Annotated in this window: 19 protein-coding genes; 12 read left to right on the forward strand and 7 right to left on the reverse strand. The window is 59.2% G+C overall.

The features are described 5' to 3' along the window. Nucleotides 1–176: 176 nt before the first annotated feature. On the reverse strand, nucleotides 177–500 hold the full coding sequence (locus ACJ8OK_RS06190; protein WP_085058926.1) for a hypothetical protein: 324 nt from the start codon (nucleotides 498–500) through the stop codon (nucleotides 177–179). 269 nt (nucleotides 501–769) lie between these two features. Continuing rightward, a complete protein-coding gene (locus ACJ8OK_RS06195; RefSeq protein WP_060559628.1) occupies nucleotides 770–1,513 on the reverse strand; it encodes a sulfite exporter TauE/SafE family protein in 744 nt (247 codons plus the stop codon). A 107-nt stretch (nucleotides 1,514–1,620) separates the two neighbouring features. On the opposite strand from ACJ8OK_RS06195, the gene ACJ8OK_RS06200 reads away from it, so the two are divergent. After that, the gene (locus ACJ8OK_RS06200; RefSeq protein WP_442530458.1) at nucleotides 1,621–2,502 is read left to right on the forward strand and encodes a LysR substrate-binding domain-containing protein; all 882 of its coding nucleotides are present in this window, start codon (nucleotides 1,621–1,623) and stop codon (nucleotides 2,500–2,502) included. Nucleotides 2,503–2,508: 6 nt separating this feature from the next. On the opposite strand, the gene ACJ8OK_RS06205 is transcribed toward ACJ8OK_RS06200, so the two are convergent. The 4 genes from ACJ8OK_RS06205 to ACJ8OK_RS06220 all read right to left on the reverse strand — a co-directional run bounded on the left by ACJ8OK_RS06205 (nucleotide 2,509) and on the right by ACJ8OK_RS06220 (nucleotide 8,300). Beyond that, a complete protein-coding gene (locus ACJ8OK_RS06205; RefSeq protein WP_442530459.1) occupies nucleotides 2,509–6,081 on the reverse strand; it encodes a molybdopterin cofactor-binding domain-containing protein in 3,573 nt (1,190 codons plus the stop codon). Next, nucleotides 6,074–6,616, reverse strand: a complete 543-nt coding sequence (locus tag ACJ8OK_RS06210; RefSeq protein WP_103085573.1) for a (2Fe-2S)-binding protein — start codon at nucleotides 6,614–6,616, stop codon at nucleotides 6,074–6,076. Before ACJ8OK_RS06210 ends, ACJ8OK_RS06205 begins: the two co-directional genes overlap by 8 nt. A gap of 85 nt (nucleotides 6,617–6,701) precedes the next feature. Further along, entirely contained in the window at nucleotides 6,702–7,175 is a 474-nt protein-coding gene (locus tag ACJ8OK_RS06215; RefSeq protein WP_442530460.1) for a MarR family winged helix-turn-helix transcriptional regulator, read from the reverse strand. A 66-nt stretch (nucleotides 7,176–7,241) separates the two neighbouring features. Beyond that, nucleotides 7,242–8,300: a 2,5-dihydroxypyridine 5,6-dioxygenase gene (locus ACJ8OK_RS06220; protein WP_015377796.1), complete on the reverse strand. Its 1,059-nt coding sequence runs from the start codon at nucleotides 8,298–8,300 to the stop codon at nucleotides 7,242–7,244. 326 nt (nucleotides 8,301–8,626) lie between these two features. Between ACJ8OK_RS06220 and ACJ8OK_RS06225 the strand changes: the two genes are divergently transcribed. From ACJ8OK_RS06225 to ACJ8OK_RS06245, 5 genes are all read left to right on the forward strand, one after another. Next, entirely contained in the window at nucleotides 8,627–9,778 is a 1,152-nt protein-coding gene (locus tag ACJ8OK_RS06225; protein ID WP_033633118.1) for an FAD-dependent monooxygenase, read from the forward strand. Continuing rightward, a complete protein-coding gene (locus tag ACJ8OK_RS06230; RefSeq protein WP_033633119.1) occupies nucleotides 9,775–10,569 on the forward strand; it encodes an alpha/beta hydrolase in 795 nt (264 codons plus the stop codon). The genes ACJ8OK_RS06225 and ACJ8OK_RS06230 overlap by 4 nt, the downstream gene beginning before the upstream one ends. Nucleotides 10,570–10,584: 15 nt before the next feature. Next, nucleotides 10,585–11,337 (forward strand): maleate cis-trans isomerase family protein, encoded by a 753-nt coding sequence (locus tag ACJ8OK_RS06235; RefSeq protein ID WP_015377793.1) that lies wholly within the window; start codon nucleotides 10,585–10,587, stop codon nucleotides 11,335–11,337. Nucleotides 11,338–11,346: 9 nt separating this feature from the next. After that, nucleotides 11,347–11,976 (forward strand): N-carbamoylsarcosine amidohydrolase, encoded by a 630-nt coding sequence (locus ACJ8OK_RS06240; protein ID WP_015377792.1) that lies wholly within the window; start codon nucleotides 11,347–11,349, stop codon nucleotides 11,974–11,976. Between the two features lie 142 nt (nucleotides 11,977–12,118). Further along, complete coding sequence (locus ACJ8OK_RS06245) at nucleotides 12,119–13,429, forward strand: MFS transporter (RefSeq protein WP_004938595.1); 1,311 nt, start codon at nucleotides 12,119–12,121, stop codon at nucleotides 13,427–13,429. 72 nt (nucleotides 13,430–13,501) lie between these two features. On the opposite strand, the gene dcp is transcribed toward ACJ8OK_RS06245, so the two are convergent. Further along, nucleotides 13,502–15,703, reverse strand: a complete 2,202-nt coding sequence (gene dcp / locus ACJ8OK_RS06250; RefSeq protein WP_033633123.1) for a peptidyl-dipeptidase Dcp — start codon at nucleotides 15,701–15,703, stop codon at nucleotides 13,502–13,504. A 326-nt stretch (nucleotides 15,704–16,029) separates the two neighbouring features. On the opposite strand from dcp, the gene ACJ8OK_RS06255 reads away from it, so the two are divergent. From ACJ8OK_RS06255 to ACJ8OK_RS06280, 6 genes are all read left to right on the forward strand, one after another. Beyond that, entirely contained in the window at nucleotides 16,030–16,293 is a 264-nt protein-coding gene (locus ACJ8OK_RS06255) for a hypothetical protein (RefSeq protein ID WP_134942532.1), read from the forward strand. Next, nucleotides 16,290–16,577 carry an E492 group microcin gene (locus tag ACJ8OK_RS06260; protein ID WP_135638172.1) on the forward strand — a complete coding sequence of 96 codons (288 nt, stop codon included), beginning with the start codon at nucleotides 16,290–16,292 and terminating at the stop codon, nucleotides 16,575–16,577. Before ACJ8OK_RS06255 ends, ACJ8OK_RS06260 begins: the two co-directional genes overlap by 4 nt. An 80-nt stretch (nucleotides 16,578–16,657) precedes the next feature. Continuing rightward, on the forward strand, nucleotides 16,658–18,184 hold the full coding sequence (locus tag ACJ8OK_RS06265) for an MchC protein (protein WP_442530461.1): 1,527 nt from the start codon (nucleotides 16,658–16,660) through the stop codon (nucleotides 18,182–18,184). Nucleotides 18,185–18,202: 18 nt separating this feature from the next. Continuing rightward, nucleotides 18,203–18,643, forward strand: coding sequence for a toxin-activating lysine-acyltransferase (locus tag ACJ8OK_RS06270; RefSeq protein ID WP_072010105.1), 441 nt, complete (start codon nucleotides 18,203–18,205; stop codon nucleotides 18,641–18,643). A 27-nt stretch (nucleotides 18,644–18,670) separates the two neighbouring features. After that, on the forward strand, nucleotides 18,671–22,477 hold the full coding sequence (locus ACJ8OK_RS06275) for an AMP-binding protein (RefSeq protein ID WP_442530462.1): 3,807 nt from the start codon (nucleotides 18,671–18,673) through the stop codon (nucleotides 22,475–22,477). Further along, on the forward strand, nucleotides 22,477–26,619 hold the full coding sequence (locus ACJ8OK_RS06280) for a non-ribosomal peptide synthetase (protein WP_442530463.1): 4,143 nt from the start codon (nucleotides 22,477–22,479) through the stop codon (nucleotides 26,617–26,619). Before ACJ8OK_RS06275 ends, ACJ8OK_RS06280 begins: the two co-directional genes overlap by 1 nt. The last annotated feature ends 112 nt before the right edge of the window (nucleotides 26,620–26,731 follow it).

Below are 26,731 nucleotides of genomic sequence, written 5' to 3' on the forward strand. Positions count from 1 at the left end.
TGGTGAGAGGATATGAAACTATTAAAATAAACACCTTTAAATCTTCTGAGTGATCCTAGCACCAATAAATTTTCATGAACGTATTTTTCACCCTATGGCAGTATCATATCCAGAGGAAATCAGAGAGATCCAGTTCGACAAGCCGTTTTATTTTTTAAATCCAACAGCATCTACTTCTAACTCATTTTCATCGTGGCAAAATAGACTATCGTCATAACAATAACACAAATAGAACAGAACAATAAATCACCTGAAAAATTTCTCAATGAATACAAATAATCATTGCTGTTCTTATTTAATTTGTTAATAGCATCGTTTTCGTTATCAGCCTCTACTTCGATATGATGCTTCCTGAATCCCTTCCGCTTCATACTCTTAATAATTTCTCGTGTAACCACTTCCTTTCTTAGCACTTTTGATTCATCACTCTTTATAAAAACAACATATCTATTCATCATATACCCCATCTCCGCTATCAGAGGCTCTTTTTCCACTCCCATCGCGATCCTGCCATCCACCCGACACCGCATCGAATTGGCTACTTAAAATTTCCTTCATAAATACTCTCCTATGGGTTTACTGGTTTTACAGTCATTAAAAATAGCTGTAATGGCAAAAGTAAAACACACTAATAACAATCCATAACCATCCTATATTTCATGAAAAAACCAATAAGAAAAGTGTGTTCTAAACATTGCAACCCATCATATTAAAATAAAACCCAGAATAATATACCGAACCTAATTACACGCAGATGCTATCGATTCAATTAATTGAATCGCCAAATAATCTCAACGCCCAGGATTAATAACCCAATAAAGAAAAGGCGGCGAAACAGCTGCGGGCGACAATGACGGCGCACCCTCTCCCCCAGCCACATGCCGGCCAACGCCGGCAACAGCGACAGCAAGGAAACGCCGAGCAACGAGCCGGGCAGCGCCTGATGCCAGGCTAATCCGGCGGCCAGCGCCAGCGTCGAGACGGTGAACGACAGCCCCAGCGCCTGCACCAGCTCATCGCGCGCCAGGCCTAACGCATTCAGGTAAGGCACCGCCGGAATGACGAACACCCCGGTGGCGCCGGTCAGCGTACCGGTCACCAGGCCGCACAGCGGCCCCAGCCAAGGCTCTGCCTCGGCGGAAATGCGCCAGTCGAAACGGGTGAATCCCAACAGGGCATAGCCGATCAGACACATGCCCAGCGCCAGCGGCGCCAGGCCGCCGTCGCCGGCAGTGAGCGCTCCGGCGCTCAACAATGTGCCCAGCGTGACGCACAGCATCATCGGCCAGAGCCGCCGCCACAGCGCCCACAGCGTCGGCCCGCACAGCAGTTGCCACAGGTTGGTGATCAGCGAGGGCAACAGCAGCAGCGCGGCGGCCTGCCCCGGCGGCATCATCAGACTGAGCAACCCCATCGACACCGTCGGCAACCCCAGACCGATCGCCCCTTTGACCGTGCCGGCCAGCGTAAAAATGCCCGTAAGGGCGACAATTTCGAGTAACGTCAGCGACATGCGTCTATCCTTATGGCGAATCAACGGCTCGATTGTGGCCAGCGCCGCGCCGCGGCACAATGCGGCAATGACAGAGCCTGCCTGCGGCAAAGACAGAGGGAAAACGCATGCATTTTGACTTTATCGATCTGCGGCTGTTGGCGGCGGTGCTCGAGACCGGCAGCATCACCGCCGGCGCCGAGCGCGTCGGGCTGTCGCTGACCGCCGCCAGCGCCCGCATGCGCGGGCTGGAGCAACAGGCCGGCGTAGCGCTGCTGACGCGCAATCCGCGCGGCGTCCAGGCGACGCCCGCCGGTGAGCGCCTGTTGCATCACGCGCGAGTGCTATTGCAGCAGCGCGACCGGCTGCGCGGTGATATGGCCGAGTTCGCGCCGGGCCAGCGCAGCCAGCTGCGCATCGTCGCCAATACCGTCGCCGCCGACGCCTTTTTGCCGGAGCTGTTGGCGGATTTTCTGATGCTGCACCCGCACACCGATATCGCGCTGGAAGAGCTGCCCAGCCCGGCCATCGCGCAGACGATCGCCGAACGAGCGGCGGATATCGGCATCGTCGCGGACCACGCCGATCTGCGCGGGCTGACAAGTTACCCTTTTCGCCAGGATCGTCTGGTGCTGGCGCTGCCGCCGGGGCATGCGCTCAGCGGCCGCCGGCAGGTCAGCTTTGCGGACGCGCTGCCTTTTGATTTCATCGGCCTGCCGGAAGAGAGCGCGCTGCAACAACATCTTGAGCAATTGGCGATACGCAGCGGCGGCCCGATGCGATTGCGGGCGCGTGCCGCTCATTTCGACGCCATCTGCCGCATGGTGCTGCGCGGCGCCGGGCTGGCGGTGGTGCCGGAAGAGAGCGCACAACGCCAGCCGGAAATTCGGCACAGCGCACTGCCGCTGACGGACGATTGGGCGACCCGGCGCCTGTCGATCGCGGTGCGTGACCCGGCGCAGTTGCCGCTGCCGGCGCAGCGGCTGGTGGCGTTCCTGCGCCATGCCTGAGGCGGCTCAGTGCGTGCCCGGCTCTGCGCGCAACCGCGCAACCTGCGCCTCCACGTCGCGCCAGGCCGGTTTGTCGCCGGCATAGCGTTGGCGTAAATAATTCACCAGCGCCGTTACCTGCCGATCGGAAAAACTGTCCTTAAAGCCCGGCATAAAGCCCAATTCGGCGGTGGCCGGTTTGGGGATACCTTGCAGGATCACCTTGATCAGGTTATCGGGGCGATCGCTGAAGATGTTGGTGTTATTGGCCAGATCCGGGCTGACGCCGAACAGCTGCGGCCCGCCGGCGGCGGCGCTGTGGCAGGCCTGGCAAGCGCCCTGAAACAACCGCTCACCGGCAAGTTGCCCCACCGCCGGCAATGCGCGAGCCGCCAACTGCGCCTGCGGTTCCACGTTCAGCGTCGACTTGGCGCTCAGCGACATCACATAATTGGCCATCGCCCGCAGATCGCTCTGCGGCAACGTCGCCAGCTCGCTCACCACCGGCCCCATCGGCCCGGCCGCCACGCCGTGCTCGGCGGAATGCCCGCTGCGGAAATACTGAAACAGCTGTTCCTCGGTCCAGGGTTTTTCCGCGTTGGCCAATTGATTCAGCGCCGGCGCTTCCCACCCGTCCACCATCCCCCCCGCCAGGAAAGCCGCGCCGCCCTTTTCCGCCCCCAGCAGGTTGCGCGGCGAATGGCAGGCGGCGCAATGGCCAAGCCCGTTGACCAGATAAGCGCCGCGGTTCCATTGCGCGCTTTGTTGCGGATCGGGTTGATATTCCCCCTGGCGCAGGAACAGCGCGTTCCAGCCGGCCATCAGCGGCCGCAGGTTAAACGGGAAACGCATCTGATTGGCCGGGTTGCTCTGGCGCACCGCCGGTTGCGACATCAGATAAGCGTACAGCGCCTGCATGTCGCCGTCGGTCATTTTGCTGAAGGCGGTGTAAGGAAATGCCGGATAGAGGTGGCGGCCGTCGCGGGCGATACCCTGGCGCATCGCCCGATCGAACGCAGTAAACGACCAGTTGCCGATGCCGGTTGCCACGTCCGGGGTAATATTGGTGCTGTAGAGCGTGCCGAACGGCGTCGCCATCGCCAGCCCACCGGCGTTGGTCGCCCCTTCCGATGCGGTATGGCAAACCGCGCAGTCTCCGGCGGCGGCCAGCTGACGGCCGCGCTCCAGCGTGGCGGCCGACCAGGTGCCGGCGCCGGGCGTCGCCACCGGCGCGATCTCCGCCCGCCACGGCAAGGCGCTGCCGGCGATGCCCAGCACGGCGCCGAACAGCCCCGCCGCGCCGCCGAACCACCATTTGCCGCGCTTCTTTTTCTTGGGCGGCGCGGCCTGCCGTTCGGCATCCGGCCCGTTCAGCGCCTCACGCAGCTTGTCCGAGGTGATCGGCAGCTCGCGAAAACGAATGCCGGTGGCGTCGAACACCGCGTTGGCGATGGCCGCCGCGCTGGGCACCGACGCCGACTCCCCGGCGCCCAGCGGCGGATCGTAAGGGCGCGGCATCATCACCACGTCCACCTCCGGCACCTCCGGGAAGGTCAGGATCGGGTAGGCCCCCCATTCTTTGGCTGAGACCGTCGATTCCTCAAAGGTCACGCGCTCTTTCAATACCCGGCTGGTCGATTGCAATACATTGCCGTGAATTTGGTGGCGCACGCCGTCCGGGTTAACCATCATGCCCGCGTCGTGGCCGACCACGATGCGCGTCACCGCCACTTCGCCGCTGGCTTTGTCGATCGCCACGTCGGCCACCCAGGCGGCCCAGGCCGCGCCAAAGCCGGGAAACTTGCTGTGGATGTAACGGGCATAGGCAAAGCCGCGCCCGCGCAGCACGCCGTCTTCCGCCGGGGTCTGCATCGGTTCGGTATGCGGCGTCCAGCCGGCGCGTTCTGCGGTGCTGCGCATCAGTTCACTGGCGCGTTCATCATTGATGTAGCGCAGCCGATACTCCAGCGGATCGACGCCGGCGGCGTGGGCCAGCTCATCGATATAAGACTCGTGGGCGAAGGTGTTGGGCAAGGCGGAAACGCCGCGCATCCAGGAGGCACGCACGATCGGCGCCATGTCCTCGATGCTGACGCGCAGCGACGGATACTCATAAGGCGGCACCGAAGTGCGATCGCCCATTTCATAGGCCACCGGCAGCGGCTCGACCCGGCCGGTCAGCAGCAGCGCCAGCGTCGGCGCGCCGTTGGAAGGATAATAGGTGCGAAAATCGTAGGCGACCGGGTGCCCGGCGGCGTCCAGCCCGCCGTCCACCTCCATCAGTTGCGCCGCGCCCTTCGGTTCCCACACATGTTCTTGCTCGCGGGTCAGCTGCACCCGCACCGGCCTGCCCACCGCGCGCGACAGCAGCGCCGCGTCGGCGCAGACGTCATCGGCGCAATTGCGGCCATAGCAGCCGGCCGCTTCCATGCGAACGATCTCGATCTGCGCTTCCGGGTACTCCAGCAGCCAGGCCAGATCGGCGCGCAGCAGGTGCGGGTTCTGGCTGCCTGACCAGACCTGCAGACGTTCCGGCCGGTAGTCCGCCAGCGCGCAGGAAGGGCCAATCGAGGCATGAAGCTGATACGGCCACAGGTAGCTGCGGGTGAAACGCCTGTCGGCCGCCGCCAGCGCCGCGTCCACGTCGCCAGTATCGTGCACCACCCGGGTCGAATGCGGGTTGTCGCGCAGCGCCTGCGCCACGTCGGTCATCTGCGGCAAATTGCGGCGCCAGTCTTTCCAACTGACCTGCAGCGCCTGCGCCGCCTTGACCGCCTGCTCTTCGCGTTCGGCGACAATGCCGATGAAATCGCCGATCACCACCAGTTTGACGATGCCGGGAATATGCGCGATCGAGGTTTCGTCCACCGCCAGCAGGCTGGTGCCGACAAATTCGCCGCTGTCGTACCCGGCATAGGGCGGCCGCACTACCCGGCCGTGCAGCATATTCGGCAACCGCATATCGTGTACGTAAGTGGTTTCGCCGGTCGCCTTGGCCGGAATATCGACGCGCGCGGCGCTGGTGCCCACCAGACGGTATTCCGCCTGCGGTTTCAGCGGCGCGTCGCCGGAAATCGACAGCTCGACATGACCGCCGGCCACCAATTCGGCGTAGCTGAGCGCCTGCCCCTGCGGGCTGCGGATCACGCCCTCCTCCAGCGTCAGCTGTTCCACCGGCGCATCGAAGCGCTGCGCCGCCTGGCGCAACAGCCAACGGCGCGCTTCGGCGGCGGCGTTGCGCAGCGGCACGGCGGAGATCTGCAGCGTGGCGCTGGCGATGGTGGCGCCCTGATTCGGCGCGCGCTCGGTATCACCCAACACCATCTGCACCTGATCCATGCGCAGGTACAGCTCTTCGGCGACGATCTGCCCGAGCGCGGTGCGCACGCCGGTGCCGAGATCGACATGGCCGTTAAAGGCATAGATTTCACCGCTGCCGCACAGGGCGATAAACAGCCCTTGCTCCTTGGGCTTCAGCACCGGCGTTTGCCCCTTGGGCACCAGCCCCGGCGGCGGTTGCACGCTGTCGACGATCAGCAGCACGCCGTCGCGCTGCAGCAATTCGGCCTGGCTCGGCGATGGGGTACGGGAATCAGTCATGATCGTGGGCGTCCTCATCGCGGCAGAGAATGATGGCGCGCTGAACCGCACGCAGGATTTCAAGATGGGTGCCGCAGCGGCACAGATTGCCGGACAGCGCCTGACGGATCTCCGCCTCACTCGGGGCGGGATTGCGATCCAACAGGGCTTTGGTGGTCATGATCATGCCATTGAGACAGTAGCCGCATTGCGCCGCCTGCTCTTCGATAAAGGCGCGCTGCACCGGATGCGGGCGCTGGCGAGTGCCGAGACCTTCCAGGGTCACGATCGCCCGGCTGGACACGCCGAGGGCCGGGATCACGCAGGAGCGCGCCGCCACGCCGTCGATCAGCACGGTGCACGCGCCGCATTCGCCCAGGCCGCAGCCGTATTTTGGGCCGTTGAGCGCCAGATCGTTGCGCAGTACCAGCAAGAGCGGCGTATCCGCCATCACCTGCGCATGAAGCTGTTCGCCGTTCACCGACAGCATCAGCGGATGCTCCGTCAGCGTGGTTTTCGCGCCTTCCCTGGGCGATTGCACTTCAGATATCGCCATTGTTTGCGTCTCCGCCTGCACTTGATGGTCTTATGGGCTGGCCTCTCGCCACCGACCACCAGGCAACCGACGTTGCGCGGGCGAATCAGCCGATGGCAGGGTCTTCCAGCATTTTATTCAGCAGGAATATCAGCGCTATCCGTTCGGCCGGGTTCAGCGTGCCGAACGTCAATTCTGTGATTTTCGCCGCCTGCGGCACCGTTTCCGCCAGCAGCGCGCCGCCGGCGTCGGTCAGGCCGACCACCACCTTGCGCCGATCCACCGGATCCGGCGTCACCGTGATCAGATCGCGCGCCTTCAGCCGCTCGACGATGCCGCGGATGGTGGCTTGATCCACCGCCGTCACCTGCACCAGCTCGGTCAGCGAGCTCGGCCCCATATCGCGCACCGCGCACAGGGTGATGAACTGCACCGCCGTCAGCTGCGAATCGCCGACGTTTTGCTGGAAAATCGCCACGTGGCGCTGATAAACCTTGCGCAGCAGGTGCCCGACTTGCTCGGTAAAATGATAATTTTCGGGTTGGCCGCTCACGGCTGACGGGTATTCGGGGGGCGTCATTGCGTTACTCTCACCATCTATGGAATCCACGAGAATAGTACAAACCCCCGCCGTTGGCAGCAACGATTACGCCCGGCGCACGCGCGACGCCTCCGGCGCCACCACTTCCCCGTCCGCCACCACCGTTTGCCCATCGAGACGAATGTCGCAGCGGCGCAGCGCGATGTCCATATGGCAAGGCGTTTTGCGCGTGCCGCCCACTTCGGTATTCGGCCCGGTGGAGAACAGGAAGTTGCCATAGAACGCGCGCGCGTCCATGCACATGCCGTCGTTCTTGTCGTGCAGGCCCATCGCCGTCCACTGGGCGCGAGGCTGCAGGCCCCAGCCGATGTGCGAGATGCCGTACACTTCCGGATCGTCGAAGTATTTCATGTATTCGCGCAGGTATTCCGCCTCAAAACCGCCGTGAATGCGGGTGACGAACCCTTGTTCGATCTCCAGCGTGATGCGTTCGCGCGCATAGCTTTTGAACGGCAGCAAGATATCGCCAACCTCCAGCACCAACACGCCCTCCGCCTGCTCCTCATTCGGCCAGGTGAACAGGAAACCGCTCGGCCAGTGATCCCAGCGCCCCGGCTCATCGGCATAGCCGTACTCGGTCACCGTCGGGTATTGCCCGAGCGGCGCGCGGAAATCGCTGCCGGCGGCGGAGGTCACCTGCATCAGCTTCGCCTGCTCCAGCACGGCGGCGGCGGCCAGCACCCGCGCTTTGTCCTCCGCGTTGGGCAACATGCGCGCCAGCACCTCCGGCGGCTCCACCGCCAGCAGGATGCGGGTGCCGGTTTTCAGGATCTGTTCCTGCTCCGGCGAATGCAGCAGCATCATGGTATCGACGATCAGGTCGGCGGCCTCCAGCGCACGCTGCGCCGCCAGGTTGCCGGTCAGCGCGGTATCGCCGCAATAGGCGGTCATGTCGTTGCCCATCGCCCGCGGATGGTTGAACGCCGGCAGTTCGACGGCATACACCCTGGCGCCCAGCCGCAGCGCCGCGTCGGTCGCGGCGCGCACCGTGCGCGCATCGGAATAATGGCTTTTCAAAATCGCCACGCTCTGCGAAGCATCGACCTTCGACAGCGTAAGCACCTGCTCGAACAGCTGTACCAACTGGGTTTCATTGACCGCCATGGCCTGTCTCCTGTCACGTCAAGGGTATCCGACGCCCGCAAGGCGGCGGTTATATTTCAAACAATTTAAAGTGAACACGCTCATTTTATCTAAGTCAAAAAAGGAAGAGAAAGCAAGCCACAGATGGCCATCATAAGAAAGTCCTATTTCATGCCTTATCAATCCTGTGATTAACATGAGTTTAACAGTAACGCGCTGTCAATTAGCGTGAGCAAGATCTGATTTAACACTTTTGCAACTTTGCGTTATCTAGTGCATACACTATAAATCAATCGTCCAACCACGCGTTGGGCCTACGCTGAAAAAAGCCAACAGACAGGGGAAACATGATGAGCAAACAACCACGCATCGCCGTCGTCGGCGCCGGGCTGGGGGGCGCCGCCGCCGCCGGGCTGCTGCAAAAAGCCGGCTTTACCGTCGATCTGTATGAGCAGAGCCCGGCGTTCTCGCGCCTCGGCGCCGGCATTCACATGGGGCCGAACGTGCTGAAGATTTTCCGCCGTCTCGGTATTGAGCAACGGTTGGAGCAGATGGCGTCTCATCCCGATTTCTGGTTCAGCCGCGACGCCGAAAGCGGCGACTACCTGTCGCGCATCGAACTGGGCGCCTTCGCCCGCCAGGAGTACGGCGCCGCCTATGTGACGGTGCACCGCGGCGATTTGCAGGCGTTGCAGCTCTCCGCGCTGCAGCCCGGCACCCTGCACTTCGGCAAATGCCTGAGCAAGATTGAAGATCGCGGTGACGAGGTGGTGCTGAACTTCGTCGATGGCACCTCGGCCCACGCTGATATCGTGATCGGCGCCGACGGCATCAACTCGCGCATCCGCGAGCATCTGCTGGGCGCCGAAGCGCCGACCTACAGCGGCTGGGTGGCCCACCGCGCGCTGATCCGCGGCGAGAAGCTGGCGAAATACAACCTGACGTTCGAAGACTGCGTGAAGTGGTGGTCGGCGGATCGCCATCTGATGGTCTACTACACCACCCAACGGCGCGACGAGTATTACTACGTCAGCGGCGTGCCGCACCCGGCCTGGGATTTCCAGGGCAGCTTCATCGACAGCAGCCGCGAAGAGATGTTCGAGACCTTCGCCGGCTACCATCCGATCGTGCAGGCGCTGATCGAATCCAGCGAACAGGTCACCAAATGGCCATTGCTGAACCGCAAACCGCTGCCGCTGTGGAGCGAAGGCCGTCTGGTGCTGCTCGGCGATGCCTGCCACCCGATGAAACCGCACATGGCGCAGGGCGCGGCGATGGCGATCGAAGACGCCGCCATGCTGACCCGCTGCCTGCAGGAAACCGGCCTCGGCGACTACCGTACCGCTTTCCAGCTGTATGAAGCCAACCGCAAGGAGCGCGCATCCAGGGTGCAGGCGGTGTCCAACGCCAACACCTTCCTGCGCACCCAGGAAGATCCGGCCTGGGTTTACGGCTATGACCTGTACGCGCAAGCGCTGAAATCGGAGAACGCCGCATGAGCACCTTCCTCTACGGCGCCCACGTTCACGCCAACAACATTCGCCAACACTATCTGCGCTACGGCGGCGACGGCCCGGCGCTGATCCTGGTGCCCGGCATCACCAGCCCGGCGATCACCTGGGGCTTCGTCGCCGAGCGGCTGGGGGAAAAATACGACGTCTACGTGCTCGACGTGCGCGGCCGCGGTTTGTCGTCCAGCGGCCCGGAACTGGCTTATGACGCAGAGACCTGCGCACAGGACGTCAACGCCTTCGCCGCCGCGCTGAACCTGGACAGTTACGCCCTGCTCGGCCATTCGATGGGCGCCCGCTTCGCCCTGCGCGCCGCCGTTTTGCGGCCCGCCGGCGTGCGGCGGCTGGTGCTGGTCGATCCGCCGGTTTCCGGCCCCGGCCGCCGCGCCTATCCCGGCCAATGGCCGTGGTACGCCGACTCCATCCGGCAGTCGCTGCCGGGCATGAGCGCCGAGCAGATGCGCGCCTTTTGCCCAACCTGGAGCGAAGAACAGCGCCAGCTGCGCGCCGAGTGGCTGCATACCTGCTACGAGCCGGCTATCCAACGCGCCTACGACGATTTTCATCAGGTGGACAGCCACCGCGACTACCCGCAGCTGACCATGCCGACGCTGCTGATGGCCGCGGGCAAAGGCGGCGTCATTCAGCCCGAAGACCGGGCGGAGATCCGCGCGCTGCAGCCGGAGATCGCCATCGTCGAGGTCGAGAACGCCGGACACATGATCCCGTGGGACGATTTCGACGGCTTCTTCCGCGCCCTGGGCGATTTTCTGGATTAACTGAGGAACACCGACATGAGCAACCACTACCGCATCGGCCAGATCGTGCCCAGCTCCAACACCACGATGGAAACCGAGATCCCGGCGATGCTGGGCGCGCGCCAGCTGATACGCCCGGAGCGTTTCACCTTTCACTCCAGCCGCATGCGCATGAAACACGTCAATAAAGAAGAATTGGCGGCGATGGACGCCGAGTCCGACCGCTGCGCGCTGGAGCTGTCCGACGCGCGGGTCGACGTGCTCGGCTACGCCTGCCTGGTGGCCATCATGGCGATGGGGCTGGGCTACCACCGCGAATCGCAGGCCCGGCTGGCGCAGGTGACGAAAGACAATCAGGCCGCCGCGCCGGTTATCAGCAGCGCGGGCGCGCTGGTCAACGGCCTGAAGGTGATCGGCGCCAAACGCATCGCGCTGGTGGCGCCCTACATGAAACCGCTGACCCAGCTGGTGGTGGACTACATCCAGCACGAAGGCATCGAGGTCAAGGTATGGCGCGCGCTGGAGATCCCGGACAACCTCGAAGTCGGCCGGCACGATCCGGCCAGGCTGCCGGGGATCGTCGCCGAGATGGATTTACGCGAGGTCGATGCTATCGTGCTGTCCGCCTGCGTGCAGATGCCTTCGCTGCCGGCCGTCCCGACGGTGGAGGCCCAAACCGGCAAACCGGTGATCACCGCCGCCATCGCCACCACTTACGCGATGCTGACCGCGCTGGAGCTGGAGCCGATCGTCCCCGGCGCCGGCGCCCTGCTGTCCGGCGCCTATTGAGGAGGCAGAATGAACGACACCCTCAGCGACAACTATCGCGGCGTCTGGGGCCAGCGCATCGGCTTCGGCCGGCGCCCGGCGCTGCTGGCGATCGACTTTATGCAGGCCTACACCACCGAAGGCGCGCCGCTGTTCGCGCCGGGCGTAGTAAGCGCAGTCGAGGAAAGCCGTGAGCTGCTGGCCTGCGCGCGCCGAACGGGAATTCCGGTGATCCACACCCATATCCGCTATCATGCAGGCCATTTTGCCGATGGCGGCCTGTGGGTCAAGAAAGCGCCGGTGATGAAGGACATGGTGGAAGGCAACCCGCTGGCGGCGTTCTGCCCGCCGGTGGCGCCGCTGGGCGATGAGGTGGTGCTGAGCAAGCAATACGCCAGCGCCTTCTTCGGCACCGCGCTGGCGCCGCTGCTGGTGGCGCAAGGGATCGACACGCTGCTGATGATCGGCTGCTCCACCAGCGGCTGCATCCGCGCCAGCGCGGTGGACGCGGTGCAGCACGGCTTTCGCGCCATGGTGGTGCGCGAGTGCGTCGGCGATCGTCACCCCGGCCCGCACGAAGCCAACCTGTTCGACATCGACAGCAAATACGGCGACGTGGTGCACAAACGGGAGGCGCTCGACTATCTGAACCGGTTATGAATCAACGATTCACCTGCAACGACAATAACGAAGGCGCAGACAGCGCCTCAGGCGACCGCCCGAAACAGGGCGGCGTCCATGCAACGCAAACACAACAGGCGCCTCCTGCGGAGGCCAACACGCACCACCTGGAGACAACATCATGGCCATTGTCGACACCCCGCTGGCGGGGAAAGCGGACGCAGAATCGCTGCTGCTGTACCGCAAAATCACCTGGAAACTGATCCCGTTTCTCTGCCTGTGTTATCTGGCGGCCTACCTCGATCGCATCAACGTCGGGCTGGCCAAGCTGCAGATGGCCGACGCGCTGCAGCTGAGCGAAGCGGCCTTCGGCCTGGGCGCCGGGCTGTTCTTCGTCGGCTATATTCTGTTCGAGGTGCCGAGCAACCTGATCCTGCAGCGCGTCGGCGCCAAGATGTGGATCGCCCGCATCATGATCACCTGGGGGCTGCTGTCCACCGCCACCATGTTCGTCACCACGCCGACGCAGTTCTACGTCATCCGCTTTCTGCTCGGCGTGGCGGAGGCCGGTTTCCTGCCCGGCGTGCTCTTTTATCTGACGCTGTGGTTCCCGACCTATCGCCGCGGCCGCATCATCGCGCTGTTCATGATCGGCCTGCCGCTCTCCAGCGTGATCGGCGGGCCGCTCTCCGGCTGGATCATGGGCCATTTCGACATGCGCCACGGGCTGCACGGCTGGCAGTGGCTGTTTCTGCTGGAGGGCATTCCCAGCGTGCTGTTGGGCGTGCTGACCTTCTGGCTGTTGCCTAACACTTATCAGCAGGCCAAGTGGCTGACGCCCGAGGAAAAACAGCGCATTGCCGACGATCTGGCGCGCGACGACGCCGAAGCCGATCACGGCAAGCACAGCTTCCGCGACGGCTTCTTCAACCTGAAAGTGTGGATGCTCGGCGGCATCGACTTCGCCATTCTGCTCAGCGCCTACGCCATGGGCTTTTGGATGCCGACCTTCATCAAAACCGCCGGCGTCACCGACATCACCACCATCGGCTACCTGACGGCGATCCCCAGCGTCGCCGCCCTGCTCGGCATGCTGCTGATCGGCAGCAGTTCGGACCGGCTGCGCGAACGGCGCTGGCACATCATCGTGCCGTTTATCGTCGGCGCGTTGGCGATGGCCGGCAGCACCTTCTTTACCCACAACGCGCTGGCCACGGTGCTGCTGTTCTCCATCGCCCAGGCGGCGATCATCGGCGCGGTGCCGGTGTTCTTCAGCCTGCCGGCCACCTTCCTGCGCGGTACGGCGGCGGCGACCGGCTTCGCGCTGGCCTGTTCGCTGGCCAACATCGCCGGGCTGGTGAGCAATTCGCTGATGGGGCTGGCGCTGGATCTGACCGGCAAGAGCGGCGGCGCGCTCTGGGCCTTCGCCGGCTGCCTGCTGCTCAGCTCGCTGCTGGTGGTGGCCCTGCCGGCCAAGGTGGTGAACCGCTGACTGTCGGCCAAGCCAAAAAAGACGAAGGGCGCATAACGCGCCCTTTTGTTTGCTTACCGGGAATGGCCGTATTTACTCGTCCTTCAGCCCGCGGTTGATCAGCATCGGTTCGATGCTCGGCTCTTTGCCGCGCCAGTCGATGTACAGCTTCTCCAGATCCTGGCTGTTGCCGCGCGACAGGATCATGTCGCGGAAGCGCTGGCCGTTTTCGGCGGTCAGGCCCCCGTGTTCGGTGAACCACTGGAAGGCGTCGTCCGCCAGCATTTCCGTCCACAGATAAGCGTAGTAGCCCGCGGCGTAGCCGTTGCCCCAGATATGCTGGAAATAGCTGGAACGGTAGCGCGGCGGCACATAGCTGAGATCCACCTTGTCTTTTTGCAGCGACTCGGCCTCGAACTTGTCCACGTCCTGCTGCGGCTGATCGGCGGTCAGCATATGCCAGTGCATGTCCAGCAGCGCGGCGGACAGCAGCTCGGTCATGCTGTAGCCCTTGTTGAACTTGTCGGCCTTCTTGATCTTGTCGACCAGTTCCTGCGGCATCGCCTCGCCGGTCTGGTAGTGCTTGGCGAAATGGCTGAACACTTTCGGATCGCTGACCCAGTGCTCGTTGAACTGCGACGGGAATTCGACGAAGTCGCGCGCGGTGTTGGTGCCCGACAGGCTCGGGTACTCCTGATCGGCGAACATGCCGTGCAGCGCATGGCCGAACTCGTGGAACATGGTGATCACGTCGTCATACGACAGCAGCGCCGGCTGCCCCGGCGCCGGTTTGGTGAAGTTGGCGACGTTGTAGATCACCGGCTTGGTGCCGTTGAGCTTCGACTGATCGACGAAGTTGCTCATCCAGGCGCCGCCGCCCTTGTTGTCGCGCTTGAAGTAATCGGTATAGAACAGCGCCAGCGATTTACCGTCCTTGTCGAACACTTCATACACCTTGACGTCCGGCTGATAGACCGGGATGTCCTTGCGCTCTTTGAAGCTGATGCCGTACAGCAGGTTGGCGGCGTAGAACACGCCGTTGTTCAGCACGTTGTTCAGCTCGAAGTAAGGTTTGATCTGCGATTCGTCCAGATCGTACTTGGCCTTGCGTACCTGTTCGGCGTAGAACTGCCAGTCCCAGGCCTGCACCTTGAAGTCGCCTTTCTGCTGATCGATCACCGCCTGTATGTCTTTGGCTTCACGCTCGGCGCGCGCGGTGGCCGCCGGCACGATGTTGCGCATAAAGCTCAGCGCGGCATCCGGCGTCTTGGCCATCTGGTTCTGCAGCTTCCAGGCGGCGTAGTTCGGGTAGCCCAGCAGTTTGGCCTGCTCGGCGCGCACCTTGGCCAGACGCGAAATGGTCTGACGGGTATCGTTGCTGTCGCCCTTCTCCGCACGCGTCCAGGAGGCGTCGAACAGCGCTTTGCGGGTGTCGCGATCTTTCAGGCTCTGCAGCAGCGGCTGTTGCGTGGTGTTCTGCAGCACCAACAGCCACTGTTTCTCCAGCTTGCGTTCGGCGGCCGCCTGCGCTGCCGCAGCCAGCTCACCTTCAGACAGACCGTCCAGCTTCGCCTGGTCGGTTATCGCCAGCGCGCCGTTTTTGCTCGCCGCCAGCAGTTTGTTGGTGAACTGGGTGCTCAGCGTCGCCGCTTCCTGGTTCAGCGCCTTCAGCTTGGCCTTGTCGGCGTCCGACAGGTTGGCGCCCGCCAGCTCGAAGTTCTTGTAGGTCACTTCCACCAGCCGGCGCGATTCCGGATCCAGCTTCAGCGCATCGCGATCCTGATAAATGGCCTTGATGCGCGCGAACAATTTGCCGTTGAGCATGATGTCGTCGTTTAACGCCGCCAGCTTCGGTGAGGTCTCTTCATCCAGCTTCTGCAGCGCGTCGCTGGTGTTGGCCGAGGTCATGGCGCCGAACACATTCATCACCCGCGTCAGCAGCGAACCGGCCTGCTCCAGCGCCACGAAGGTATTTTTAAAGTTGGGCTTGGCCGGGTTGTTGGCGATCTTCTCCACCTCTTCCCGCTTTTGCTTGATGCCCGCTGCGATCGCCGGCGCGTAGTCGCTCTCCTTGATCAGGTTGAACGGCGGCGCCTGGAACGGCAGACGGCTTTGATAGAAGAACGGATTTTGAGTCTTTTGCTTGTCGTGCTGATTGGCTTCACCGGTCACGGTAGCCTCCTTCGCCTGGCCGCTGGGCAGCGCGCTATGGTCGGCGTGAGGTTGGGTTTCTGCTGCCTGTGCCTGCGAGCCCAGCGCCATGCCGATCGCCAGCACCAATGTGGATAAACGCATCAAATCGAAACTCCTCCATGTTCACGGAATAAGGTCTCGGGGAATGGCTCCCTCTGAGTCACCTCCTAGCTTAGGTGCAGTTGGCAGTTTGAGCAAAAACAAGTGATTAGAAGTTAGCCGCTTCGCCAACCATGACCAAAACCGCTGTGACGTCGCTGCTTCCCATCATCGACACATAGTAACCAAAAGAAATGATTCTATGATTAATTAATTCAGTTACATGATAAACAAAGAAGAATCATAAAATACCCTGTTGACTTATCAGGTTACCCAATGTAACTTGATGTAAATTTTGATTAATGGAGCTAATCAAATTGGATCTCATAATGGAAATAGTTCTTATTGTCATTTTCATCCTCATTATCAGTGTGGTCTATAAAAACGCCAAGAAGAAAGGCTTGCGCACATACCACATCGTCATGCTGTTCTTGATATTTCCCCTTGCCGTATTTTTAGACTACTGCCTGCAGCGCCAAGCGATCCTTTTGGATACGGCCGCCCTGAAAACCACGGCAAGTTATGGTTTGCCGATGGCGATTATTTTTTCGTTTGTTTTATCTATCACCTCTCGCAAGAAGGAATTTAAATGAGAGCCTTAACGGAAGCTGAATTGTCGTGTATTTACGGATCCGATGGCAACGATTCTTATAATCCGACGTCACTCATTGTCGGTAGCCTGAGCACAATAGCGAAATTACCCACCCCTGTATCATTAGCCGTTGGCGTGGGCACGGAAATCGCTATTCAGGCCGCACCGCACATGCCGGTTAACGTTGCTATTCCACAGGTTCCTATGGGCCCAACCTGGAATGGCAGTGGCGGTGGTCGCCCTTCACCTTCTTTGTCACTTTCAACACCGGACTCTTCAAATTAAAAAATCGCAACCCTATTCCCCTTTGTAAAACAAGGCCGAAATTTAACTTACTCTGCACCAATAAAAATAACGATTAAAAAATGAAAAACCTTGCCATGCTTCACGAAAGTTTGATTCCTTTCGTCGCAAAAAAGACAGGCTCTCAATTACTCTGGCACAATGCATTAAGCCCTGCCGAGCAGGACGAACTGAAAATAGAGGCCAGCTATCTCATCGAAGAAAATAATCGCCATGCTATTTTTGATGAGGGCACGCCGCTCTTAAACGATGAAAAAGTCTTTTTCGCCGAACGTTATGGCGGCGGCGCTATTTCGCGCAACGGCGGTGGCGCACGCTGTGGCTTTGATGGGCGATGGCAGATTAAAGGCATCGGGGCCAATGCGTTAGTCGGTCAAGGGGCCAAACATGTCGATGGCGAGTTGACAATGACCGGTGCAGTATTGGAGGCATTATGGGGAAACGTCATGGCCAAACTGCTGCCTTATGGCGCCGTGCCCAATAAGGCAATCTTGCTGACCGACAGCCCCATTGCCACCCTCTATTCTGCATCGGCAGGAGGCCCCCATAACCGCAAGGCGTTGCTGGTGCGCGAGCCCGTCGTTCGCCCTGCACATTTTTGCCGCGCGCCTTACTATCATCCTCATGATGCGATGCAAAGGCAACCTTCGGATATTGAGCGGACCCAAAAACTCATTGTCGCCGCACCTTCTTTTCTGCCTCGTCCCTCTGAGTTTGACGCTGCACACTGGTTGGCATTGCCCCAGGAAGAACGCGCATTCTACGGGCTCTGCGAGCTTGCCCGGCGTCTTGCGACGCAGATCGCTTACTGCCGTACCCGCCATTTGGTAATGATGACCTCCCCCTCCAATTGCGATATGGCTGGCAGGCTGTTGGACTTTCATGGTGTTCGCAGTGTTTTTCCCGCAGAACGTCGCGATCCCGGACGCAGCTACATTCAACACAACAAACTCAACGAAGACGCCCCTTTGTTGCTGAGAGGCGTGCAAGATCTCGCTTTTTATTTAGCCAAGCATCAATTCGGCCCGGTATTTCTCGCGGCAGCGCACCAAGGCATCGGCGCCGCCTTTAATATGGCCTACAATCGGGCCTGCCTGCTGGATAATCTCGGTATGGCGGGTTTTGACCCTGCATTCTTACAACGCCTGCCCCTCACCGCCGAGTGGTTCGCCTTAGGCGAACGCTTGCAAAAAATGTTCGATTTGGCTCCCGGCGTCTTTACCCGTCGACAAGGCCTGGGCCAGGGAAATGCGCATCCGGCGATTGCCCTGTTGCACCGGCTCATCGACACGGCCGTAAAGGTCCCCACCGAACAACAGGGTGCGACCGCGGAGGAGAGATTTTCTCTGGCATTCCATCGGTTATGCGCGAAGTACCTTCAGGAAACATCAGCAGGCCAAACCGCCGCCGGATTACAGCAGGCGATGAAGCAGACCGTCACCAGAAGGTTGGGCTCCCGCACGTTCATGCGCCGTGAAGTGATTTTTCAAGACATTACCAGCTGGCGCGGCGAAGTCAGCGAGATCACCGAACAATTGCAAACCTATCTGGATCGTTTCGAGCGCCAGGCGATCAACGTATTACAATAATAACGCTGAGGATATTTCGTGAGTTTTATCAAAGAAAGCCACCTGGGTAAAAGTAAGTTCAGTCAATACGAGAGCCTGGGTTTCGCCGTTAGCTGTATGTTGATGAATAAAAATTACAGCTTATACCATATAAAAACGTTGCAGCTATGGACTCAGGAAGCGATTAATCAAAATCAATTTAAAATATTATTCGATCATTTGGATAATCCATTGGGGTATATAACCTGGGCCTACCTTCGAGATGAGACGCTGGGCCGACTTATTAACGATCCGCAGTTTCTTCTCCATAACTCAGAGTGGGATGAAGGCGGCACGCTGTGTATTTTAGATTTTTGCTGCAAGCCAGGCAGCGCCCATTTATGTTTGGAACATCTTAAAACAGCTCACCCAGTCGCAGAACGTCGCACGGTTGTATGGCGCTCCCGCCGAACGGGAAAGCTGATGACGGCAAAAAGATAAAGAAAAATAACTATCAGGGATGAGGCGATGAGCAAGCATCAATTATTGGATTCACAAGTTGGATTTTACTATGGCACCAAGATCGGCGATGACAAATCGGGCTATAACATCGCGGAATATGTCGAAATAAATCACACTCTCGATATCGCAAGAATGAAACGCGCCATTCATCGTGTCATCAGCCAAACGCCGACGCTGCACGTTTTGTTTGATGAAGATAACGGCACGCCTTATCAATATCCCGTCACCGCCAACATCTCAGTAGAATGGGTGGATCTTTCGCAGCAGGCCGACGGTATGGCCTCCGCTATCGAATTAATGGAAGCGGATGCTGAGCGCCCCTTCTCGTTGAACGCTGCGCCGTTATTCAGACAAAAAATCATCAGGCTGGGTGAGAAACGCTTTCTGTGGTATTTCTGCAGCCACCACCTGCTGCTTGATGGTTACGGCACTTATTTGCTGATCCATCAAGTAGCGCAGGCCTACCGAGATCAGACGCAGCATCCGCAAGGCGCCCCCACGATCGATGCTTTGCTCATGGCTGAATCTGAGTATAAACAGTCAACGACCTATCAAGCTGATAGGGATTTTTGGCAAGCGATCTGCACCTCACTGCCAGATCCGATAACGTTAGCCTGCACCAATATTCCCTCGGGACAGACAATCCGCCATGTGACGTCGTTACCCTGTCCTGCCGAACGCCTTGCACTGCAAACCGGGCACCCTTCTTGGCTGGCGCGCACTTTTGTAGCGGTGATGGCGTATTTGTACTTATGTACCGGCAAGAAGCAGCAAACGATCGGCGTACCAATGATGGCGCGAACAGACGCCCTGACGAGGCAGGCGCTGACTTGCAAGACCAACGTGGTTCCTTTGACTCTCGATATTGAGGACACCGCCTCATGCCGACAGTTGGCGCAAACCATTGAACACATACTCAAGCACCTCAAGAAACATCAGGCGTTTCGTTACGAAGAGATAAAAAGTCTGAGGAGCGTCGCCAGTCGCTCGCCGTTGTTCAACATCGTGGTCAATATCATTCCATTTGAAGCGGCAGCCTCATTTGCTCCCGCGCAGCGCAGCGAAATCCGTAATTTACGCTCAGGAGGCGCGCAGGATCTGGTCTTCAATATGCGCCCCGATCTCGATAACCAAACGCTTAGGCTGGAGATCGATGCCGATTCAGGGCTTTACGATACGGCCAGCCTGGTGCGGCACTGCCGGGGGATACAAACCTTGTGCGCCTTGCTGTACGACGATCCGGAAAATCTTTCCGTCGCGGCATTGCGACAACATTTCTCGCTCTCGCTGCTGGGTAAAACCGCCAACGACAACGTGGTCGATATAATGCAACGTATCGAACGTGCCGCTATTCAAGCGCCGCAACGCGCGGCGATCCTCACGCCTGCACACGCTTCGTCACCGCTCAGAACACTGTCTTATGCCGTCCTGCAGCAACAGTGGCATGCACTGGCCGATGCCCTGACCCCTGCTCGCGCCGCGCACACCGTGCTGTTGCTCGACTTGCCGCAAGGGCCGGAAGCCATCATCTGCATGCTTGCTGCGCTGCAATTGAAAATGCCGTTCGTCAACCTGAATGCCAAAGGGGATGGAGCGTCTCATCATCAGCTGCTTGAACAGTTTAGCGACGCTATCCTGATTACCGATCGCACTCTGCCCTCCTTTCATTCCGAACCTGACGCATTGGCGCATTGGCACGCATCGACACTCGATATGCCGACGGATTTCGCGCGCTTCACCGTGTTTCGCCGACAAACATCGACCGAGGCGCCAGCGTTCCCGGCCGGAACCGGCTATCTCATGTTTACCTCCGGCTCGACAGGAATGCCTAAAGGCGTGATAGGAGCCCGACATGCTCTCAACGTTTTTGTCGATGCGGCGATAAAATGCTATGGCATTCAACCGCACGAACGCGTGTTGCAATTTGCGCCCTTGCATTTCGATGCCTGCATTGAAGAAATTTTCATGACGCTGGGTGCCGGCGCCCACCTGTGTATCGCCCCCGAGACCGTCAAGCATAACTTTGCCGCGTTATTCACATTCTGCGCCGACCATCAAATCAGCCTGTTGGATCTGCCGACCGCCTACTTTAATGAGATGCTGTTCGCCTCCGGCGGTGAACAGACACTGCCGCCGACCGTCACTACCGTCATCATCGGCGGTGAAAACCTTTCACCGCGTGCCAAAGAACGCTGGTTCGCGCGCTATCCCAAAGGCATAAAGTTATTCAACTCTTATGGCCCAACCGAGACAACCGTGGTGGCGACGGCCGCGGAGATCAAAAACGATGGCGCCGCGGTGACGATAGGCACACCGCTGGACGGTATATACACGGCAATCGTCGGCGAGGATCTCAGGCTGTTGCCGCTCGGCTGCAGTGGCGAATTACTGATCGTCGGGGCTACCGTCGGCCTGGGCTATTTGCATCAGCCAACGCTGAGCGCGGAAAAGTTCGTCACCTTTGAGGTCAACGGCCATCTCATGCCCGCCTTTCGCACCGGCGATATCGCCTGCCAGCTTCAAGATGGGCAGTTGGTGTTCCTTGGGCGCAAAATACGTGAAGCGAAAATCGCCGGGCAGCGCGTCAATATGGGTGAAATAGAAAGTTGTCTGGCCCGGTTGCCCTCAATTATCGAGATTGCCGTGCTGGCCAAAAGCGGCGATGCGGGAACGGAACTTTACGCGCATTATCACAGCCGGCAGCCACTCAGTGAGGCAATGCGCCGCACACTGTATGGCGCATTGCCCAATGCTCATATTCCTCAGCGCTTCGTGCATCATCTAACGCCGCTGGCCAAACTGGCTAACGGCAAGATTGATTATCACACCCTGGAAAGGCAATCCCGGATGCCCGAACCCACACGGGAATTACGTTCGACGACCTTCAACACCCTGGTGCATGAGGTTTGGCTGGCGACGCTGGGCAGTGACGATGGCGACTTCTTCACGCTCGGCGGCGACTCCCTTCAGGCTATAAAAATCATTAACGCGCTTAACGCACACTGCCAGTTGGATCTGAACCTGAGCGACATTTTTGAACATCCAAGACTTGCCGATTTTTGCCGACACCTAACGCAATTGGCCCATGCACGCTACGGCCTGGATCAGCAGCATCTGGACATCCGTTGCGCTATCGGCCGCTGTCTATCAACCGAGGCGCCGACCAGCAACCGGCTGTTTATTCAATCTCCCGAAGGCGCAGATGAACGGCTTTTGTTAGCCGCCCTCGCTGACAAGCACGGTGTGGACATTCTGTCGCCGCAGGCGCTGCCGTTGCATGCTGATTGGCCGCTGAACGCGATCATATTCAACGTACCGAACGAAGCCACGCAATATGCACCTTGGCTCGACGCGCTTTCGGCCCTGCTGCATTCCCTGCCGGACCGAGTTAACTACATGATATTTATGCATGATACGGTAGGCGGCGCCAATCTCACGCAAGGCCTGTTGCACGATTTTCGGCATGAGCGGCTGCTGTTGCTGCATAAAGTCAATTCGCGCCAGCAAGCCGTCGACGCCGGCGTTACTGAGTTGATAACCCTTTCTGCACGGCTTGGCTATTTCCCGCACATCCGGTTCGATACGGCCAATGAGCGATTGAACGGTTGCATACTGAAGATCTTCGGTTTCGAAGATGGTGACAACATCGATCATCGCGCCGCCTTCACAATGGCGCAGCGGAGAAACCCGGGAGTGCAGTTGTGTAGCTTGTCACATTGGCTGAATCTGATTTCCGCCCACAGCGACAAACGCCCGAATAAAAGCGGTCGAACAGGGAAAGCTATCAACGTCAACATGGAAGGAGTGCACTGATGAGCGTCATCGGCCTGATCAATCTGATGGAACTGGCGAAACAGGGAGCAACATTCGGCGAGCTGTCGCCTCGCCGCCAAACCATCGAGCATGTCGACGCCGCCGTACTCCGTACGGTGCAGGAAGACATCATCGCCTTTTTATCTGTCTGCGCGCCAGATAATTCAGAGCGACACACCGGGGAGAAGCCGTGTTACACCGTCAATCACTACGCGGGGCAATACCTGTGGCTGTATGAAAACTTCACCAAGAACAGCCCGCTGTATAACATTCCAATCGCCAAAGAGATTCTGGGGGACTTTGAACCCGCGCGTTTGCTCGCCGCGCTGAAAAAACTGCTCAAGCGACACGGCGCGCTTTGCGGTCGCTACCGGCTCGACGGTGAAACCATCACCGTTGACATTGCGCATCCTGATGAAACCATTTTCGAACACTGCCTCGAGGACATCAGCGGTCTGAATAGTGAAGAGCAGCAAGAAAGTATACTGGCGGCGCTTAACGCCCAGTGTACGATGCCGTTTGACCTCGGTGCTGAGTATCCCCTGCGCTGCCGAATCTTGAGAAAGAGCGCGCAGCACCACTATCTCTTCTTGACCTTTCACCATTGCGTGGTCGACGGCTGGACGGCCAATTTGCTGGTGGATGAACTGAGCCGTGATTATCAAGCGCACGAAGCGCATTGCCATTATGACAACGGTCAGGCTTTTTTCCGGTTTCTTGAGGATCCTTTCCTCGCCGTCGCCAATGTCGATGACAGCCTGGCATTTTGGCGCGATGAACTGGATGGTGCGCCGGAAAAACACGCGCTTGAATACGATATCGCCATCACGGAGGCAGGCAAAACGCAGAATATCGTCAGAACATCGCTGGCGGACGAACTGCAGCCAGTGCTGACTCAGTTAGCCAAACATAACGGTACGACGCTGTTTACGCTGTTGCACTCCGCCTTCGCCTTACTGATTGCCAGAGCATCGGCGACGGATCGCGTGGTCATCGGCAGCCCGATCGCCAACAGGAACGAGCCGACGTTAAACAGCGCCGTGGGCAGCTTCGTCAACACGGTCGCTCACCAATTTCGCGTCACTGGCGACGACAGTTTCACCACGCTGCTGCAGAAGAACGCGAATAAATTTGCGCGCGCCTTCAAACATCAGGGGTTGCCCTTCTCTTACCTGGTTGAACAACTCAAGCCCACGCGCGGCAAGTTCCACCCCATTTTTCAAATCATGTTCGTCTGCCAACATCGCAAAAGCAACGAACTGAATGTTGGCCGTGCACAGGTTAACACCCTGCCGAGACGCTATGCGCCGCCCAAGTTTGATTTGGTGCTGGAAGTGATTTCCGGCGCAGAGGGCATTCTGTTGGAGTGGCAATACAACGCCAAGCTGTTTACGCCGGAGCGCATTAACGGATTGGCGCAAGCTTACGCATTGCTGTTGCAGCAAATTGCCAGTGATCCTTCGCGGGCCGTCGACCACTATTCGCTGGCGCCAATGGCCGATAACCGGCAATTGCGACAGCTCTCCGTCGGGCAGGCGATGCCAGCATGCTTGCGGCAACCTCTTTCTGATCGGCTGTTACGCGCTGCCCACCAGCATACGGATCGCCCGGCGTTGTTCGAGGGCGACCAGGTGTGGCATTACGATCGGCTATTGCGCCACGCCGGCCTCGTGGCGCATTGGCTGATAGCCCATACCGCCCCAGGCGCACTCATCGCCATCGATCTTCCACGCGGCGCTCATCAAGCTATTGCGGCGCTCGGCGTGATCCTCGCCGGACGCGCCTACTTGCCGTTGGCCGAAGGATTGCCGGATGCCCGCGTAGCGGCCATTATGCGAATATCGGGTTGCGCCTGGGTTTTGAGCAACCTGGCTCACCATCGCGCCCGCTATCCGCAGACAACCCGCGTTCAGGATCTGGAGGCGCTGTTTTCCCGCCATGTCACAGGCACAGCGCCCTTCCCGCCAGGCGAAGCAGAAGCGCTCGCGTATGTTATTTATACGTCGGGGACGACCGGCACGCCAAAAGGCGTGGCTATGGAACACGGCGCCGTCACCAACACCCTACTGACCATGAACCGACTGTTTAACGTCTCTCATCGTGACAACGTATTGGCTCTCGCCGACCTGGCCTTCGATTTATCGGTCTATGACCTGTTCGGCAGTTGGCTAGCCGGCGCATCGGTAACGGTGTTATCGCCGCACCACGCTAAAGAGCCGTCAGCATGGCTACATGCGATACGCCAGCGGCAAATCAGCATCTGGAACTCGGTTCCCGCCATCTTGCAAATGCTGGTGCAATATTGTGCACAAGAAAACATCCTGTCGCTGCCTCAACTGCGGCATATTTGGCTGAGCGGCGATCGTATCTCTCCGCGGCTGATCGCCCAGGCACATCAGCTTTGCCCCAACGCCACCATCACCAGTCTTGGTGGTGCCACCGAAGGGGCAATATGGTCAATTTATCATCCAGTTACACGGGATACGCACTACAGAAACGCCATCCCCTATGGAACCGCATTGCCGAATCAGAGCATGTGGGTGTTGAATGAAAAACTTGAGCCGTGCGGTTTCGGCGTTACCGGCGACATTTATATCGGCGGCGTTGGCGTTGCCCGCGAGTATTGGCGGGATAGGCAAACCACCGCCGGCAGCTTTGTTCTTTTCCCAACTACCGGTGAACGCGTGTACCGCACCGGCGATCGCGGCCGTTGGCACCGCAGCGGTTATATCGAGTTTCTCGGCCGCGAAGACCAACAGGTGAAACTGCAAGGTTTTCGCGTCGAATTGGGTGACGTCGAATTCGCACTCAAAAGCAGCAAACTGGTCGCTGAAGCATGTGTCCTCTGTCGCGATGAAACCGGGAACGGCACACCGTATCTGGAAGCCTATATCACATTGACCGAGGCGGGGAAAGCCAGCGTCCAGGCGGAGCGAAGAATACGCGAAGAGGTTACGGCCGTATTGCCCGCGTATATGGCGCCATCCCGATATCATCTCATTGAACGTTTCCCGCTTTCACGCAACGGCAAATTGGATCGCACCTTGCTATCGCCAGGAACCGAGCGGAGTCAGGCCAGCGATGCGGCTGCGCCAGCCGCATCCGCGGAGCTCATGCTGCTACGAGAGCTGTTGGCGGATACGTTAGGCTGTACTCCAGACAAGATCGACCCACATGCCAGTTTCTTCAGCAATGGCGGCAGCTCGCTTTCCGGCATCACGCTTTTGGGCAACATCAAGCGCGCCCTTAATGTGGAATTAACCCTGGCGGAAATCCTTGGCTACTCACAGCTCGATAAACTTGCCGAGCGTCTGCGCGATAGCGCACCCCTGCCGTTATCGATGCTGTCCGGCGCAGCCGATCGCTCCTCCCTGCCCACCTTGTATTTGGTGCATGGTGCCGGTGGTCAGGTGCATCAATATGCAAAGTGGACAAAACAGCTTTGCGCCTGCGCCAACATCATCACCATCGCCAGTCCGGGATTGGCCGCGCCAGGTGCAGACGACACACTCACCCTGCAGCGATTGGCCGCCTCTCATTTGGCGGCCATACCGCGTGCCAAACGCGACACTGCCGTTATCGCCGGCTGGTCATTGGGCGGCCAATTAGCTGTCCATATAGCGGCGCAGGCGACGGAACAAGGCGCGCCTTTTGCGCATGTGGTGGTTGTCGACAGCGGTTTGCCCGCCCGGCAACCCTCAGTGAATCGACGTTTCAGCGTGGCGCAAAGTTACCTCAGTCTGTTCGACTCTCTCGGTATTGCGCGACATTTGTGTCGGCATCAAGCAACGAATGCGATAGACAGCTTCGCCAACGAGATAAAAATGCACTATGCGCTGAATCAGAGCGTGCTTGCGGAGAAGATCACGCTGGAACATGCCGAAGCCTTTTGTTGGGCGCTGAAAAAATCGTTTGAACTGACGAATAACGCCGGTCCTTTGCCGCAGATAGCGATACCGCTTACGCTTTGGCTCAGCCAGCAACGTCAGCGTAAACAGCCCAATCTTGCACAACGCTGGGAGAGGCAATCCTCACATGGCGTTCAACTCACCTATTGTGCAGAAACGCATTACAGCATTTTAAACAACGCTCAACTTCTTGAAGCGCTAACGCGGCTGCTCCGCTCGTTGTCAACATCATGATATTAATGCGAGAAAATTCCCATATCCCATCAAATCTATCGAGGCACTGATGAAATTACCCAGCAGTTGGATTTTTTTGTTCTGTTTTTACTATACATTCATGGACATTTTT

It is taken from the genome of Serratia sp. CY71090 (assembly GCF_052166845.1).
Lineage (GTDB): Bacteria > Pseudomonadota > Gammaproteobacteria > Enterobacterales > Enterobacteriaceae > Serratia > Serratia nematodiphila.